This window comes from Streptomyces sp. NPDC046308 (assembly GCF_055588065.1).
Genome location: NZ_JBVJFB010000006.1, coordinates 47,609 through 61,850, shown reverse-complemented (window position 1 = coordinate 61,850; position 14,242 = coordinate 47,609). Strand labels below are relative to the sequence as shown.

The window sequence follows — 14,242 nt, the reverse complement described above, 5'->3', positions numbered from 1 at the left end:
ATGCGCACAACGGGCAGGGCCCCGGGGCGTGTTGCCCCGGGGCCCTGCCTCGTCGCCGGTCCGCGTCCGGCGCGCTACTCGGTCTTGATGGCGGTCAGCATGTTCAGGCGGGCGGCGCTGCGGGCCGGCCACATGGCGGCCAGGACGCCGACCACGGCGGCCAGCAGCAGGAAGATGCCGATCCGGTCCCACGGGAGGACCAGCTCGTAGTTCGGCATGGACTTCGCCATCGTGGTGCCGACGGCCCAGGCGAGGAAGACGCCGATGGCGACGCCCAGGACCGCGCCGAAGAGCGAGATCACCACGGCCTCCAGGCGGATCATGTTCTTCACCCGGCTGCGGTCGAGGCCGATCGCCCGCAGCATGCCGATCTCCTGGGTCCGCTCGAAGACGGACATCGCCAGGGTGTTGACCACGCCGAGCACCGAGATGATCAGCGCCATGCCGAGCAGGCCGTACATGACGTTCAGCATCGTGTTGATCATGCCGCCCATCTCGTTGCGCATGTCCTGCTGGGTGGCGACGGTGATGGCCGGGTTCTTGCCGAGGGCGTCGACGACCTTCTGCTGGCCGGCCGCGGAGGCCCCGCCGGCGACGTTGACGTACACCTCGGGGATGTACTGCTCCTCGCTGTGGGCGCTGAGGATCTTGTTGTCGATGACGTAAGGGGAGAGCAGGCCCTCCAGGTCCTTGTAGACCGCGCCGACCTTCAGGCTGCCCTGCCCGCCGTCGTCGAACTGGACCTGGACCGTGGAGCCGACGGTCAGGTTCGCCTTCTTGGCCGTCTTCTCGGCCACCGCCAGCTCACCCTTGCCGAGGGCGTCCAGCGAACCGCTGAGGACCTCGATGTTCAGCATCTGGTCGATGGCGCCCGGGGTGACACCGGAGGCGGCGCGGAAGTCCTCGCCGATCTTGAGGAAGCCCGCCGCCTGCGGGGAGACCGCCTTGATGCCGGGAGCCTTGGCCAGGGTCTCGGCCACCGACTTGTCCAGGCTGCCCATGTCGCCCGCCATGGAGACCCGGTAGTCCGCCTTGAGCTTCTCGGTGCTCATGCGGTCGACGACCTTGCCGACGGTGATGCCGAGCACGGACAGGGTGGTGACCAGGGTCAGGCCGATCGCCAGGGAGGCGGCGGTGACGGCGGTGCGGCGCGGGTTGCGGACGGCGTTCTGCGCGGCCAGCTTGCCGGGAACCCCGAACGCCTTCTGGAGCAGCGGGCGGACCGCCGAGATGACCGGCCTGGAGAGCAGCGGCAGCAGCACGATCAGGCCGATGAGCATGAAGAACGCGCCTCCGCCCATGATCATGCGGCCGGTGGAGCCGCCCTTGGACACGCCCAGCAGGACCAGGCCGACGGCGAGGACGCCGATGACGGAGCCGATGACGTTGCGCACGATCAGGGACTTCGCCGAGGCCGGCAGGTGGGCGCTGCCCATGGCGGCGACGGGGGCGATCCGGCCGGTGCGCCAGGCGGGCAGCAGCGCGGCCAGCGTGGTGACCAGGACGCCGATGACCAGGGCCGCGACGATGGTGCCCGGGGCGACCACGAGGTCGCCGCCCGGCAGCTTGGCGCCGAAGGAGCCGATCAGGGAGCGCATGCCGATCGCCAGGCCGAGACCGCTGAGGAGGCCGATGGCGGCGGAGACCGCGCCGACGACCAGGGCCTCGGCGAGGACCGAGCGCATGACCTGGCCGCGGTTCGCGCCGACGGCGCGCAGCAGGGCCAGCTCCTTGGTGCGCTGGGTGACCAGCATGGTGAAGGTGTTGTAGATCAGGAAGACGCCGACGAAGAGCGAGATGCCGGCGAACACGAGCAGCATGGTGCTCATGTTGCTCATGCCCTTCTCGATCTGCTCGGCCTGCTCCTTGGCGAGTGCCGCGCCGGTCTGCGCCTTGGTGTGCTTGTCGTCGAGCAGCGGCTTGATCTCGGCGAGCAGCTGGTCGGCGGAGGCGCCGGCCTTGGCGGCCACCGACAGCTCCTGGAAGTAGCCGGGCTTGAGGTAGAGCTCCTGGGCGACCTTGGTGTCGAAGAGCACGAGGCTGCCGCCGGCCTGGACGGCGCCGTCCTCGGTGGTGAAGACACCGGCGAGCAAGTACTCCTTGACCGGGCCGTTGGTGGCGACGCGGACCCGGTCGCCGACGTGGTAGCCGCCCGCGTCCGCGGTCGCCTTGTCGAGCGCGATCTCGTCGGCCTTGGCCGGGCCGGCGCCCTGGGCGAAGGCGTAGTTCGGGTCCTTGCCGTCCTTCACGGGGGCGTAGTTGGAGCCCTTGTTGGACCAGCCGGAGCCGATCAGCTTGCCGTTCTCGTCGCCCACGCCGGCGAAGCCGGAGACGCGGCCGGAGACGGAGGCGACCCCGGCGAGGGCCTTGACCTTGTCGAGGGTCTGCTGGCTGAGGCCGGGCTCGCCCTCCTTCTGCCCGTTGTCGTCGCGGCCCTGGCCGTACGAGGTGACCGAGACCGCCACGCCTTCGTAGCTCTTGGCGGACTGGTGGGAGAGGGACTTCTTGAGGGTGTCGGTGAAGACGAGGGTGCCGGAGACGAAGGCGACGCCGAGGGTGACGGCGAGGACCGTCATCAGCAGCCGGGCCTTGTGCGCGAGGACGTTGCGCAGGGCGGTACGGAACATGGGGGATCTCAGTCCTGGGGCTGGGGTCTGGAGGAGGGCGGGGGAGGGAGATCCCGGGTCAGCTGGTGCGGCCCTTGGCGTCGAAGGCCTTCATGCGGTCGAGCACGCCGTCGGCGGTGGGCCCGTACATCTCGTCGACGATGCGGCCGTCGGCCAGGAAGATGACGCGGTCCGCGTAGGAGGCGGCCACCGGGTCGTGGGTGACCATCACGACGGTCTGGCCGAGCTCGCGCACCGAGTTGCGCAGGAAGCCGAGGACCTCGGCGCCGGAGCGGGAGTCGAGGTTTCCGGTGGGCTCGTCACCGAAGATGATCTCGGGGCGGGAGGCCAGGGCGCGGGCCACGGCCACGCGCTGCTGCTGGCCGCCGGAGAGCTGGGTGGGGCGGTGGCTCAGGCGGCCGGTGAGGCCGACCATGCTGATCACGTCGTCCAGCCACTGCTTGTCGGGCTTGCGGCCGGCGATGTCCATGGGGAGGGTGATGTTCTCCAGGGCCGTCAGCGTCGGCAGCAGGTTGAAGGCCTGGAAGATGAAGCCGATCTTGTCCCGGCGCAGCTGGGTGAGCTGCTTGTCCTTGAGGGCGCCCAGCTCGGTCTCGCCTATGCGGACGGAGCCGGCGGAGAAGGTGTCCAGACCGGCGACGCAGTGCATCAGCGTGGACTTGCCGGAGCCCGAGGGGCCCATGATCGCGGTGAACTGCCCCTGTCCGAAGTCCACCGAGACGTTGTCCAGGGCGACCACCTGGGTCTCGCCCTGGCCGTACACCTTGGAGAGGCCGGTGGCGCGGGCGGCCACGGCCTGGGTGGTGTGCGGGGCGTAGTTCATGGTGGTCACGGGACGGCTCCTCGGTCTGCGGTGCGGGGACGTTCCCATCCTCGCCGCGGGCACCCCCGCTCCGGATCAGCCGCCGAGCTTGTTTCCCGGCCCACTCGAGTCTGACGGAGGGGCGTCGCGTCTCCTCCTCTGGTATGACAGGAGCCCTGATCCGCGGGGCGGTGGCCCGGGGTGGCGCAGCGGGTGGCGCGCGGGGTGGCGCGGCCGTCGAAATCCCGTCAATCCCGTACAGGTGGTGAGCGGCTCCCAGAACGGGCCGACCGTGCGTTCTCGGGTCTGACGAACCCTCAAGCGCCAATAAAATCAGACAACATCGGGTTGACGGCAGGTCAGCGGCGGCGGCGTTACGGATAGGCTCGGATCAAGCGTCGAAGGCTTTTTCCACGGGGGCCGCCACGCCCTGCCCGGATGGTGGAATGCAGACACGGCGAGCTTAAACCTCGCTGGCCTTCGGGCCGTGCCGGTTCAAGTCCGGCTCCGGGCACTCCGCAGTTCTCGCGAGGCCCGCTCCTTTATCTCCTGCGCTTCGCCCTGCCTTCTCCTAAGATCCTCCTCCAGCAGTAGGGTGCTTTCTTTGCGAGCGCATTACTCTTGTTGCAAGGCCGCGCTCGGCGGCCACGGAGGAGTGAGATGAGGAGCAGTAACCCGGTCTTCTCGCGACGGGGGTTCAGCCGCGACAACGGTGGCCACGCGGGCTTTGCGACGCCGCAGCACCAGCAGGCCGGGACCAACCCGTACGCGACGAACCCGTACGCGACCGACCCGACCACGGGCATGCCGCCGGCACCGGCGCGCGCCGGTGCGATGACCATGGACGACGTCGTGAGCCGTACGGCCATGACGCTCGGCACGCTCATCGTCACGGCCACCCTTTCCTGGGTGCTGCTGCCGGTCGACCCGGCCAACCTCGGCAAGTCGTACGGCATCGGCTTCGCCGCGGGCCTGGTCGCCTTCGTCCTGGTGATCGTCCAGTCCTTCAAGCGCAAGGCCGTCCCCGGCCTGATCCTGGCCTACGCGGCGTTCGAGGGCGTCTTCCTCGGGGTCATCAGCGCCGCCGTCAGCACCTACCTCAGCCCCGGCGTGGTCATCCAGGCCGTGATGGGCACGATGTGCGTCTTCGCCGCCGTGCTCCTCGGGTACAAGATGGGCTGGATCCGCGTCACGCGCCGTTTCTACGGCTTCGTGATGGCCGCGACCCTCGGCTTCATCCTGCTGATGCTGACGAACACGCTGTTCGCGGTGTTCGGCGGCGGTGACGGCCTCGGCTTCCGCAGCGGCGGCCTCGGCCTGCTGTTCGGTGCCATCGGCGTCATCCTCGGCGCCTGCTTCCTCGCCATGGACTTCAAGCAGGTCGAGGACGGCATCGCCTACGGCGCTCCGCGCGACGAGGCGTGGCTGGCGGCCTTCGGCCTCACCGTCACCCTGGCGTGGATCTACGTGGAGATGCTGCGCATCTTCTCGATCCTCTCGGGCGACGACTAGCAGGACCCGCAGGCCACCCCGGCCTGCACACGGCACACGGCATGGGGAAGGCCCCGCGAGCACACCGCTCGCGGGGCCTTCCCGCGTCCAGGGGAACGGGGGTCGGGGGAGGGGGTCAGCCGAACCGGCGCGCTGCTCTGCGCAGGTCGTACTCGTGGATGATCGCCTTGGCCTGGCCGTACGACAGCTCGTGCGCGCCGCGGAGCCAGCTGACCTTCTCCTCGAACCGGACGAGGGAGGGGCCTTCGTCGACGGTGCGGAGCCAGTCGGAGACTTCACGACCGGTGGTCTGGGGGATTCTGTCGATCATGTTGCGGTGTGTCTGTTCGGAGAACTCTACGGACATGGGCGCCTCCGGAGGTATCGCCGTGCTGTTCTCTTCACGCCACCGTGCCGGAGAGTTCGCCCGTTGGCAATGGTGCCCGGGCGGCGCGTAAGGTCGGCCGGGTGCTTGATACTTCGCCCCTGACCGCCGTCGTGGAACGTTTCGCCGACCGGCTGCGGGCCCTGCCGCAGAGCCGCCTGCAGCAGGGGGCCGCCGCCGTGGCCCTGGAACTGGCCCGCGAGCTCTCCGTACGGGCGCAGCGGCTGGAGACCCCCGGGCAGGCGCCCCGGGAGCTGCCCGACGCCGGCATCTTCGTCGTCGGGGACCAGGTGGCCGTCGCCGGGCTGGACCTCGCCGAGGCACTGCGCACCGGTGCGGCCGGCCCGGACGGCGCGACGGCCCCGTCCGAGGTGCTGGACGAGGCCGTGGGGCTGGTGGAGCAGGCGGAGATCAGAGCGATGCGATGACGCGGTCCGCGAGGATGTAGACGTTGCTGTCGGGGTCCTCGGAGTCACCGCAGGAGAAGGTCAGCGCGTAGGCGCCGGAGATCCCCGAGCCGCCCAGCAGGACCGGGGCCGTGCCCGAACGCAGGGCCTCGGCGAGGCGCTCCGCGGTCTCCCGGTGCCCGGGGGTCATGCACAGCGTCGTGCCGTCGGTGAAGACGTACACGTCGAGCGTGCCCAGCGGGCCGGGGCGGACGTCCGCGAGGGCCGTACGGGCCTCCGCGAGCTCCTCCAGGCGGTTGACGGTGCGCTCGTGGTCGGCGCCGGGGTGCGAGGCCTGGGCCGGTACGAAGTCGGGGTGCGAGGGGTGGCGCCGACGGGCGGCGGCCAGCTCGGCCGAGTCCTCGGGGTAGCCGGGGAGCTCGTCGAGGGCCTCCTCGCCCAGAACGGGCTCCAGACCCACCATGTCGGCCTGCCGGGGCAGGAAGACGGGGCTGTCCTCACCGAGCCCGGACAGGCCGCCCAGCAGCGACGGCGCGTCGGCGGCGTCGCGGGCCTCCTGCGCGGCCCAGAAGGCGCGCGCCTCGGCCAGCTCGCGCTCGCGCTCCTCGGCGAGGGCCTCGGCCACGGCGGCTCGTATCTCGGCGGCGGGGGATTCCACGGCGCCGGCGCTGCGGGCGTGCGGGACGGTCGCACCGCGGTGGTGGACCGGCGCCGCCAGCTCGGTGCGCAGGGCGGTGACCTGCTTGCGCAGACCGTGGACGGCGTGCAGCGCAGCAGCGCCCACGGCCGCGGCGGCGGCAGTGGTCAGCAGCAGGGCAAGAGACATGGCGCTCACTGACTAACTCCTGAGGTGATTCGATCCCCCGACTTCCTACATCAGAGTGTCCCGACCTGGGAATGGCGTGCAGTGCATTACGTCACGAATTGGACAGGGCTTTGGTCACACCCGCACCCCCCGTACTGGCGCTGACCTGCACAAATGCCAATCCCCCAGGAGATAGGTCACATCCTGGGGGAGATTCGGTCACAGGTCGGCCGCGACCGGGTTGGATCCGGTGCCCCTGCGCCGCAAGGGATCCGGCGGGATCCCTTGCGGCGACTGGGCGCGGGTCTTGATCCAGTGGGCTCGGGTGATCGGTTTCCGGCTCAGCCGCTCGCTTTCCTGGTCGCGCTGAGCTCCGCCACCGCTACGGCTCAGCTCAGCCGCTCGATCACCATGGCCATGCCCTGGCCGCCGCCGACGCACATCGTCTCGAGGCCGAACTGCTTGTCGTGGAACTGCAGGCCGTTGATCAGCGTGCCGGTGATGCGGGCACCGGTCATCCCGAAGGGGTGACCGACGGCGATGGCCCCGCCGTTGACGTTCAGCTTGTCGAGGGGGATTTCCAGGTCCCGGTACGACGGGATGACCTGGGCCGCGAAGGCCTCGTTGATCTCGAACAGGTCGATGTCGCCGACCGTCAGGCCGGCCCGCTTCAAGGCCTGCTTCGACGCCTCGACCGGGCCCAGGCCCATGATCTCGGGGGAGAGGGCGGTGACGCCGGTGGAGACGATCCGGGCCAGCGGGGTCAGGCCCAGCTCACGGGCCTTGGTGTCGCTCATGATGACCAGCGCCGCGGCGCCGTCGTTGAGCGGGCAGCAGTTGCCGGCCGTGACCAGGCCGTCGGGGCGGAAGACGGGCTTGAGTCCCTGCACGCCCTCCAGGGTCACGCCGGCGCGCGGGCCGTCGTCGGTCGAGACGACCGTGCCGTCCGGGGTGGTGACGGGGGTGATCTCGCGGGCCCAGAAGCCGTTCTTGATGGCCTCTTCGGCGAGGTTCTGCGAGCGCACGCCGAACTCGTCCATGTCCTGACGGGTCACGCCCTTGAGGCGGGCCAGGTTCTCCGCGGTCTGCCCCATCGAGATGTAGGCGTCCGGGATCAGGCCGTCCTCGCGCGGGTCGTGCCAGGAGGAGCCCTCGCTCTGCGCGACGGCGGCCGTACGGGCCTCCGCGTCGGCGAAGAGCGGGTTGTGCGTGTCCGGCAGGCCGTCCGAGGAGCCCTTCGCGAACCGGGAGACCGTCTCGACGCCCGCGGAGATGAAGACGTCGCCCTCGCCGGCCTTGATGGCGTGCAGCGCCATGCGGGAAGTCTGGAGCGAGGAGGAACAGTAGCGGGTGATCGTGGTGCCCGGCAGGTAGTCCATGCCCATCTGCACGGCCACGATGCGGGCCAGGTTGTGGCCCTGCTCGCCGCCGGGGAGACCACAGCCGAGCATCAGGTCGTCGATCTGGCGCGGGTCCAGCTCGGGGACCTTGGCGAGGGCGGCCTGGATGATGGTCGCGGTCAGGTCGTCCGGGCGGACGTCCTTGAGGGACCCCTTGCCGGCGCGCCCGATGGGAGAGCGGGCGGTGGAAACGATGACGGCTTCGGGCATCGGGACTCCAAGGGGTGCGTCGTTGCGGGACCGCATGCGAAGTTACCGCCCCGTACGGTCGAGGTCACCGGGGTGGGAGTGTGATGCCGGTCGCTCCCGCGGGGGTGCGATCCCTTGGGCGGGGCCGTGCGTCGAAATGTGCGGCGCCGCTGCTGGGGCCCTGCCCCAGACCCCGCGCCTCAAACGCCGGCGGGGCTGAAAGAGGCCGGGGCTCCGCCCCAGGGCCCCGCGCCCCAAGGGCCGGCGGGGCTGGGAGGCCGGGGCCCTGCCCCAGACCCCGCGCCTCAAGCGCTGAGGGGCTGAGAGAGGCCGGGGCTCCGCGCCCCAAGGGCCGGCGGGGCTGGAAGAGGCCGGGGCTGCGCCCCAGACCCGCGCCTCGAGCGCCGGCGGGGCTGGGAGGCCGGGGCTCCGGCCCAGGGCCCCGCGCCCAAGGGCCGGCGGGGCTGGGAGAGGCGGGGCTGCGCCCCAACCCCGCGGCTCAGACGCCGGCGGGGCTGGTGTCTGGGCCGGGGTCGGGGGTGGGGGTCGGGTCCTCGCCCGGGACACGGCGGCGGCGGCGGTGTTTGAGGAGGACCCACGGGCCGCGGGCGGCCGTGACCTCCGTTCCCGCCTGGTCCGCCGCCGCGGACGCGGCCTTCGCCACCGGGAGCATGTCCTCGTCGCGGGACACGTCCAGCCGGTCCGACTCGGGCCACAGGCCGAGCGCCGCGCACAGCGTCGGCAGCACGGCCATGGCGGCGGTCGCGTACCCCTCCGCCGACGGGTGGTAGGAGTCCGGGCCGAACATCTCGCGCGGGTTCGCGGCGAACTCCGGGCCCAGCAGGTCACCCATGGAGACCGTACGGGCGCCCAGCGCGACCACTCCTATGGTCTGCGCGGCGGCCAGCTGCCGCGAGACCCGCCGGGCCACCCAGCGCAGCGGCTGGTAGACCGGCTCGATCGTGCCCAGGTCGGGGCAGGTGCCCACGACGACCTCGGCCCCCGCCATCCGCAGCCGCCGCACGGCCGAGGTCAGGCAGCGCACGGACTGGGTCGGCGGCATCCGGCGCGTCACGTCGTTCGCGCCGATCATGATCACACACACGTCCGGGGCGGGGCTGCCGTCGTTCAGCAGCAGCCCCACCTGCCGGTCCAGATCGTCGGACATGGCCCCCGACAGTGCCACGTTGCGCAGCTCCACCGGGCGCTCGGCCACCGCCGCCAGCCCGGACGCCAGCAGGGCCGCCGGTGTCTGCCGGGCCCGCCGTACGCCGAGCCCCGCGGCCGTGGAATCGCCCAGCATGCCCAGGCGCAGCGGTCCCGGGCTCTGTTCCGGGCCGCCGAACTCGCTCCCGTACAGCCCGTCGGCGCGCGGCGGATCGCCCAGACCGGTGCCCACCGTGCGCTTGGCGAACTGCACCTCGGCCAGCACCAGACCCACCGCGGCGGCCCCGACCAGTCCGAGTCCGCCTCCGCCGTACGCTGCCCCCGCCGCGATCCGGCGGGCCGTTCTCGCCCTGGACACCCTTCAGGCCACCTCCTCGGTCCTCCTCATTGATCCCTACCTGCCCCGTACGCACGGTCGGCCAATCCCTTTACGCATACTCTGGCCAGACCTCCCGGAGAACCCGTGGAGTCCCCTCCTTGGAGAACATGGTGCAATTCCACGACTCGATGATCAGCCTCGTCGGCAACACCCCGCTGGTGAAGCTCAACCGTGTGACCGAAGGCCTGCAGGCCACCGTCCTTGCGAAGGTCGAGTACTTCAATCCCGGTGGATCCGTGAAGGACCGGATCGCCGTACGGATGATCGAGGCCGCCGAGCAGAGCGGAGCCCTCAAGCCCGGCGGCACCATCGTGGAGCCGACCAGCGGCAACACGGGTGTAGGACTCGCCATCGTGGCCCAGCAGAAGGGCTACAAGTGCATCTTCGTCTGCCCTGACAAGGTGTCCATGGACAAGATCAACGTGATGCGCGCGTACGGAGCCGAGGTGGTGGTCTGCCCGACCGCCGTCGACCCCGAGCACCCGGACTCGTACTACAACGTGTCCGACCGCCTCGCGCGCGAGCCCGGTGCCTGGAAGCCCGACCAGTACAGCAACCCGAACAACCCCCGTTCGCACTACGAGACCACCGGCCCCGAGCTGTGGGACCAGACGGACGGGAAGATCACCCACTTCGTCGCGGGCGTGGGCACGGGCGGCACGATTTCCGGTACCGGCAACTACCTCAAGGAGGTCAGCGGCGGGAAGGTCAAGGTCATCGGCGCCGACCCCGAGGGCTCGGTCTACTCCGGCGGCTCCGGCCGCCCGTACCTCGTCGAGGGCGTCGGCGAGGACTTCTGGCCGACCGCCTACGACCCCGACGTCACGGACGAGATCATCGCGGTGTCCGACAAGGACTCCTTCCAGATGACCCGCCGCCTCGCCAAGGAGGAGGGCCTGCTCGTCGGCGGCTCCTGCGGCATGGCGGTCGTCGCGGCGCTGAAGGCCGCCGAGGGCCTCGGCCCGGACGACGTGGTCGTCGTGCTGCTCCCGGACAGCGGCCGCGGCTACCTGAGCAAGATCTTCAGCGACGAGTGGATGGCGGGCCACGGCTTCCTGGAGGAGGCCGGTCCCGCCGCGCGCATCGGTGACGTGCTGAGCGACAAGGAGGGCGGCATCCCGTCCCTCGTCCACATGCACCCCGAGGAGACCGTCGGCGAGGCCATCGAGGTCCTGCGGGAGTACGGCGTCTCGCAGATGCCCATCGTCAAGCCGGGCGCCGGTCACCCGGACGTGATGGCCGCCGAGGTCATCGGCTCGGTCGTCGAGAAGGAACTGCTGGCGGCGCTGTTCGCGCAGCGGGCCTCCCTGACCGACCCGCTGGAGAAGCACATGAGCTCGCCGCTGCCGCAGGTCGGCTCGGGCGAGCCGGTGTCCGAGCTGATGGCGGTGCTCGGCGAGGCGGACGCGGCGATCGTGCTCGTCGAGGGCAAGCCCACCGGTGTGGTGAGCCGTCAGGACCTGCTGGCGTTCCTCGCCAAGGGCTCCAAGTAACCCGTACGGGGCCGCGCGTGGCCTTCGTGCAAACGGTACGGGCACGACACGTGACGGCAGCACCGGCTTAACACGGCTGGGGCACAGTGGTGGTCGTCGGCAGGGAAGACCGGGAGACCGGAACCCCGCCGGCACCACCGAACGGCGTACGCGTACCTCCGGAGCGGCTCCCGGACCACGCGGACGTCACGGACGCGGACGGCCCTGACCCGGCCGTGTCCTTCGCGGGGACCGCCGTCGTCCCGCCCCTCGGGCGACCGAGGGTGCGGCGGTCCCCGCGCACAAACTATTCGGCGGACCGGCGCCCGAACCGCTTGTTGGCGTGGATGAAGTTCACGCCCACGATCCCGGCCCAGGCGACCAGGAGACCGCTGAAGTGCGCCTCTGCGGCCGCGATGGCCGACAGCGGGACCGCCAGCACCAGCGTGATGATCCCGAAGCCGAAGCGTTCGCCGAAGTTCCCGTCCGCCGGCGAGGCGGAGGGACGGGTCTCGCCGCGGGCCGCGGACAGGCGTTCCTCCGCGAGGCGCCGCCGGACCTGGGTTTCGACCTTCTCGACGAACGAGTCCACCAGCGCGGTCTCGTACTCCGGACCCAGCTCCCGCCGGGCGTCCAGCGTGGCGTCGAGTTCCTTCTTCAGCTCTTGGGCGTGGGCGTCCATACCCCCACCGTAGGAAGCGCCGCGGGCCCCGGCACTGGTGCTAGCCCCCGTATCCGCCGCATCCGCCGCATCCGCATCGCGGGCGCGGCTTGCCGAGCTGCATAACCACATGCAGAGTGCTCGGTGACTGAATGGATCGACGGGGACGGAGGGGACGGGAATGAGCGACAGCCCGGCCGCGCGGCTGCAGAAGCTGTTCGAGGGGCACCGGCTGACGCCGACGCAGCGGCGCATCGCGCACTGCATGGTCCGTGGGGCGGCCGAGGTGCCCTTCCTGTCGAGCGTCGAGCTCGCCGAGCTGGCCGGGGTGAGCCAGCCGTCGGTGACCCGGTTCGCGGTGGCCCTGGGCTTCGACGGATATCCCGCACTGCGCCGGCACCTGCGCGAGGTGGCTCCCGCCGAGCGGGTCGAGGTCGCGCAGGAGGACTCGTACAACGAGTACCAGCAGGCCGTCCTGGGCGAGATCGAGAACCTGCGGCAGCTGGCGGAGATGCTCGCCGATCCCGGGCCGGTGGAGGAGGCGGGACGGCTGCTCGCCGCCTCGGCCCCGCTGCCGGTGCTCGGGCTGCGCGCGGCGTCCTCGCAGGCGCGCGGGTTCGCCTACTTCGCCGCCAAGGTGCACCCGGACGTACGCCTCCTCGACGAGGGCGGCTCGATGCTCGCCGACCGCATCGACGCGGCCGCCGGCGCGGGGGCCTCGGCGCTGCTGTGCTTCGCGCTGCCGCGCCATCCCCGGGAGGTGGCGGAGGCGCTGGAGCACGCGCGGGCGGCCGGGCTGACCGTGGTGACGGTCGCCGACTCGGCCTTCGCGCCGGTGGCCCGCCACTCGGACCTGCTGATCCCGGCGCCCGTGGGGACGGGGCTGGCCTTCGACACGGCGTGTGCGCCGATGCTGCTGGGGCGGGTCCTGCTGGAGGCGATGGCGGACGCCCTCCCGGACGCCCAGGCCCGCCTGGAGGCCTTCGACGCCCGAGCCGCGGCGCGCGGCCTCTTCGTGGAGTAGCCGGCACGGCTTCAAGCCGGGGCTCCGCCCCGACCCCCGCCGGGCGGAGCCCGGGAGGGCCCGTCCGCCGGCTACAGCAGGGCTTCGGCGTGAGCGCCGCCCGCCTCCGCGACGATGGCCTCGAGGGACTGCGCCGGCCGGACCAGGCCGAAGCTGACCTCGCCCCGCGGGCCCACCGTGAAGCCGTGGACCGCCGGGCGGGGGAGGCTGTTGTACCCGTAGTGCGCGGTGAAGAAGTACGCGCCGGTGTCCGGGACCCCGATCAGGTCGCCGGGCGCGAGGAGCGGCAGCTCCCGGGCCGTCGCGAGCAGGTCCCCCGCGAAACAGGCCGGCCCGGCGACGTCCTGCGCCACCGGGTCGCCGGTCTTGGGCACGCCCTTCGCGTCGTACGCCAGGATCCGCACTGGCCAGGCCGCCGGGGCATACGCGGTGCGGGTCGCCAGCTGCACCCCGGCGTGGGTGAGCGCGATCGGCCGGGAGCCGCTGGTCTTGGTGTACTCGACCCTGGCCAGCACCAGCCCGTGCTTGGCCAGCAGGGCCCGGCCGAACTCCGTGACCAGGCCGTACGCTCCCGAGAACAGCCCGGGCGCCGCCTCGCGCAGCGCGGCCACGTACGCGGCGAACCGGGGCGTGTGCTCGTCCGAGGCGAAGTTCACCGGCAGGCCGCCGCCGATGTCGAGGGTGTCGACCTGGCGGCGCCCGGCCACCCCGTTGATCTCCTCGGCCAGCGCGTGCAGTTCCCGTGCGCCCTGCGCGATCAGGGCCAGGGGAACGCCCTGTGAGCCGGAGTGGACGTGCAGGCGGGTGAGCCAGGGCCGGTCCAGGTACGCCCGTACGAGCCATGCGCGCGCGCCGGGATCCCGCAGGGCGATCCCGAACTTCGAGGTCGAGGTGGCGGTGGACAGCGCGTCGATGGTCCCGGCGCCGGTCTGCGGGTTGATCCGTACGCCGATCGGGGACCGGGGCGGGCCCGCGCCGACCAGGGCGTCGAGCCGTTGCAGTTCCTGCGGGTTGTCGGCGTTGACGGCGATTCCCAGGGCCAGGGCCTCGCGCAGTTCGGCCACCGTCTTGGCGGGGGAGTCCAGGACGGTCCGCCCGGCCGGTACCCCGGCCGCCCGGGCCAGCGCCAGCTCGCCGGGGCTGGCCACCTCGCAGCCGAGCCCGGCGTCCGCGAGCAGCCGCAGGACCGGGACGAGCGGGGCGGCCTTGACGGCGAAGGCGTGCAGGACGGGGGTGCCGGGCGCCAGGGCGTCCGCGAAGGCGCTGTTCAGGGCGGCGGCGGAGGCGCGGATCCCGGCGGTGTCCAGCAGGCAGGTCAGGGGCGGCGCGGAGTCCGCCCCGCCCACGAGCCCCTGGGCGACGGCGGCCCGTACGGCCGGATCCCGGCGCGCGGCGGCATCGGCGTCCGCGTGCGTGTGTGCAGCCATGTCCGC

General features: G+C 71.8%; 12 protein-coding genes and 1 tRNA gene. 5 read left to right on the top strand and 8 right to left on the bottom strand.

Annotation, left to right across the window (positions count from 1 at the left end; all coding sequences use genetic code 11):
* Positions 1-74 precede the first annotated feature (74 nt).
* Together ACZ6JT_RS23775 and ACZ6JT_RS23770 are read right to left on the bottom strand one after the other, a co-directional pair.
* Complete coding sequence (locus tag ACZ6JT_RS23775) at positions 75-2,627, bottom strand: ABC transporter permease (RefSeq protein ID WP_469212651.1); 2,553 nt, start codon at positions 2,625-2,627, stop codon at positions 75-77.
* A 58-nt stretch (positions 2,628-2,685) separates the two neighbouring features.
* On the bottom strand, positions 2,686-3,450 hold the full coding sequence (locus tag ACZ6JT_RS23770; RefSeq protein WP_469213262.1) for an ABC transporter ATP-binding protein: 765 nt from the start codon (positions 3,448-3,450) through the stop codon (positions 2,686-2,688).
* A 411-nt stretch (positions 3,451-3,861) separates the two neighbouring features.
* Between ACZ6JT_RS23770 and ACZ6JT_RS23765 the strand changes: the two genes are divergently transcribed.
* Both ACZ6JT_RS23765 and ACZ6JT_RS23760 read left to right on the top strand, forming a co-directional pair.
* Positions 3,862-3,943, top strand: a tRNA-Leu gene (locus tag ACZ6JT_RS23765).
* 146 nt (positions 3,944-4,089) lie between these two features.
* Positions 4,090-4,941 carry a Bax inhibitor-1/YccA family protein gene (locus ACZ6JT_RS23760; protein WP_469212650.1) on the top strand — a complete coding sequence of 284 codons (852 nt, stop codon included), beginning with the start codon at positions 4,090-4,092 and terminating at the stop codon, positions 4,939-4,941.
* 115 nt (positions 4,942-5,056) lie between these two features.
* Here the strand turns inward: ACZ6JT_RS23760 and ACZ6JT_RS23755 are convergent, their stop codons facing one another.
* Complete coding sequence (locus tag ACZ6JT_RS23755; RefSeq protein ID WP_030716449.1) at positions 5,057-5,287, bottom strand: DUF4287 domain-containing protein; 231 nt, start codon at positions 5,285-5,287, stop codon at positions 5,057-5,059.
* Between the two features lie 101 nt (positions 5,288-5,388).
* Between ACZ6JT_RS23755 and ACZ6JT_RS23750 the strand changes: the two genes are divergently transcribed.
* Positions 5,389-5,733 carry a hypothetical protein gene (locus ACZ6JT_RS23750; RefSeq protein WP_469212649.1) on the top strand — a complete coding sequence of 115 codons (345 nt, stop codon included), beginning with the start codon at positions 5,389-5,391 and terminating at the stop codon, positions 5,731-5,733.
* Here the strand turns inward: ACZ6JT_RS23750 and ACZ6JT_RS23745 are convergent.
* The 3 genes from ACZ6JT_RS23745 to ACZ6JT_RS23735 all read right to left on the bottom strand — a co-directional run bounded on the left by ACZ6JT_RS23745 (position 5,717) and on the right by ACZ6JT_RS23735 (position 9,631).
* Positions 5,717-6,547, bottom strand: coding sequence for a hypothetical protein (locus tag ACZ6JT_RS23745; RefSeq protein ID WP_469212648.1), 831 nt, complete (start codon positions 6,545-6,547; stop codon positions 5,717-5,719). The genes ACZ6JT_RS23750 and ACZ6JT_RS23745 overlap by 17 nt on opposite strands.
* Positions 6,548-6,906: 359 nt before the next feature.
* Positions 6,907-8,127: an acetyl-CoA C-acetyltransferase gene (locus ACZ6JT_RS23740; protein ID WP_469212646.1), complete on the bottom strand. Its 1,221-nt coding sequence runs from the start codon at positions 8,125-8,127 to the stop codon at positions 6,907-6,909.
* Between the two features lie 478 nt (positions 8,128-8,605).
* The gene (locus tag ACZ6JT_RS23735; protein ID WP_469212644.1) at positions 8,606-9,631 is read right to left on the bottom strand and encodes an SGNH/GDSL hydrolase family protein; all 1,026 of its coding nucleotides are present in this window, start codon (positions 9,629-9,631) and stop codon (positions 8,606-8,608) included.
* A 131-nt stretch (positions 9,632-9,762) separates the two neighbouring features.
* Between ACZ6JT_RS23735 and ACZ6JT_RS23730 the strand changes: the two genes are divergently transcribed.
* Positions 9,763-11,145 (top strand): cystathionine beta-synthase, encoded by a 1,383-nt coding sequence (locus ACZ6JT_RS23730; RefSeq protein ID WP_469213260.1) that lies wholly within the window; start codon positions 9,763-9,765, stop codon positions 11,143-11,145.
* A 286-nt stretch (positions 11,146-11,431) separates the two neighbouring features.
* Here the strand turns inward: ACZ6JT_RS23730 and ACZ6JT_RS23725 are convergent, their stop codons facing one another.
* Positions 11,432-11,806 carry a hypothetical protein gene (locus ACZ6JT_RS23725; protein ID WP_469212643.1) on the bottom strand — a complete coding sequence of 125 codons (375 nt, stop codon included), beginning with the start codon at positions 11,804-11,806 and terminating at the stop codon, positions 11,432-11,434.
* A gap of 160 nt (positions 11,807-11,966) precedes the next feature.
* On the opposite strand from ACZ6JT_RS23725, the gene ACZ6JT_RS23720 reads away from it, so the two are divergent.
* The gene (locus ACZ6JT_RS23720; RefSeq protein ID WP_469212641.1) at positions 11,967-12,809 is read left to right on the top strand and encodes a MurR/RpiR family transcriptional regulator; all 843 of its coding nucleotides are present in this window, start codon (positions 11,967-11,969) and stop codon (positions 12,807-12,809) included.
* A 71-nt stretch (positions 12,810-12,880) separates the two neighbouring features.
* Here ACZ6JT_RS23720 and ACZ6JT_RS23715 read toward each other — a convergent pair whose 3' ends face one another.
* Positions 12,881-14,236 carry a type III PLP-dependent enzyme domain-containing protein gene (locus ACZ6JT_RS23715; protein WP_469212639.1) on the bottom strand — a complete coding sequence of 452 codons (1,356 nt, stop codon included), beginning with the start codon at positions 14,234-14,236 and terminating at the stop codon, positions 12,881-12,883.
* Positions 14,237-14,242 lie beyond the last annotated feature (6 nt).

Excerpts from the sequence above, each read along its gene's own strand:
- ACZ6JT_RS23775 (WP_469212651.1), bottom strand. The coding sequence starts at position 2,627 with ATGTTCCGTACCGCCCTGCGCAACGTCCTCGCGCACAAGGCCCGGCTG.
- ACZ6JT_RS23770 (WP_469213262.1), bottom strand. The coding sequence starts at position 3,450 with ATGAACTACGCCCCGCACACCACCCAGGCCGTGGCCGCCCGCGCCACC.
- ACZ6JT_RS23760 (WP_469212650.1), top strand. The coding sequence starts at position 4,090 with ATGAGGAGCAGTAACCCGGTCTTCTCGCGACGGGGGTTCAGCCGCGAC.
- ACZ6JT_RS23755 (WP_030716449.1), bottom strand. The coding sequence starts at position 5,287 with ATGTCCGTAGAGTTCTCCGAACAGACACACCGCAACATGATCGACAGA.
- ACZ6JT_RS23740 (WP_469212646.1), bottom strand. The coding sequence starts at position 8,127 with ATGCCCGAAGCCGTCATCGTTTCCACCGCCCGCTCTCCCATCGGGCGC.
- ACZ6JT_RS23725 (WP_469212643.1), bottom strand. The coding sequence starts at position 11,806 with ATGGACGCCCACGCCCAAGAGCTGAAGAAGGAACTCGACGCCACGCTG.
- ACZ6JT_RS23720 (WP_469212641.1), top strand. The coding sequence starts at position 11,967 with ATGAGCGACAGCCCGGCCGCGCGGCTGCAGAAGCTGTTCGAGGGGCAC.
- ACZ6JT_RS23715 (WP_469212639.1), bottom strand. The coding sequence starts at position 14,236 with ATGGCTGCACACACGCACGCGGACGCCGATGCCGCCGCGCGCCGGGAT.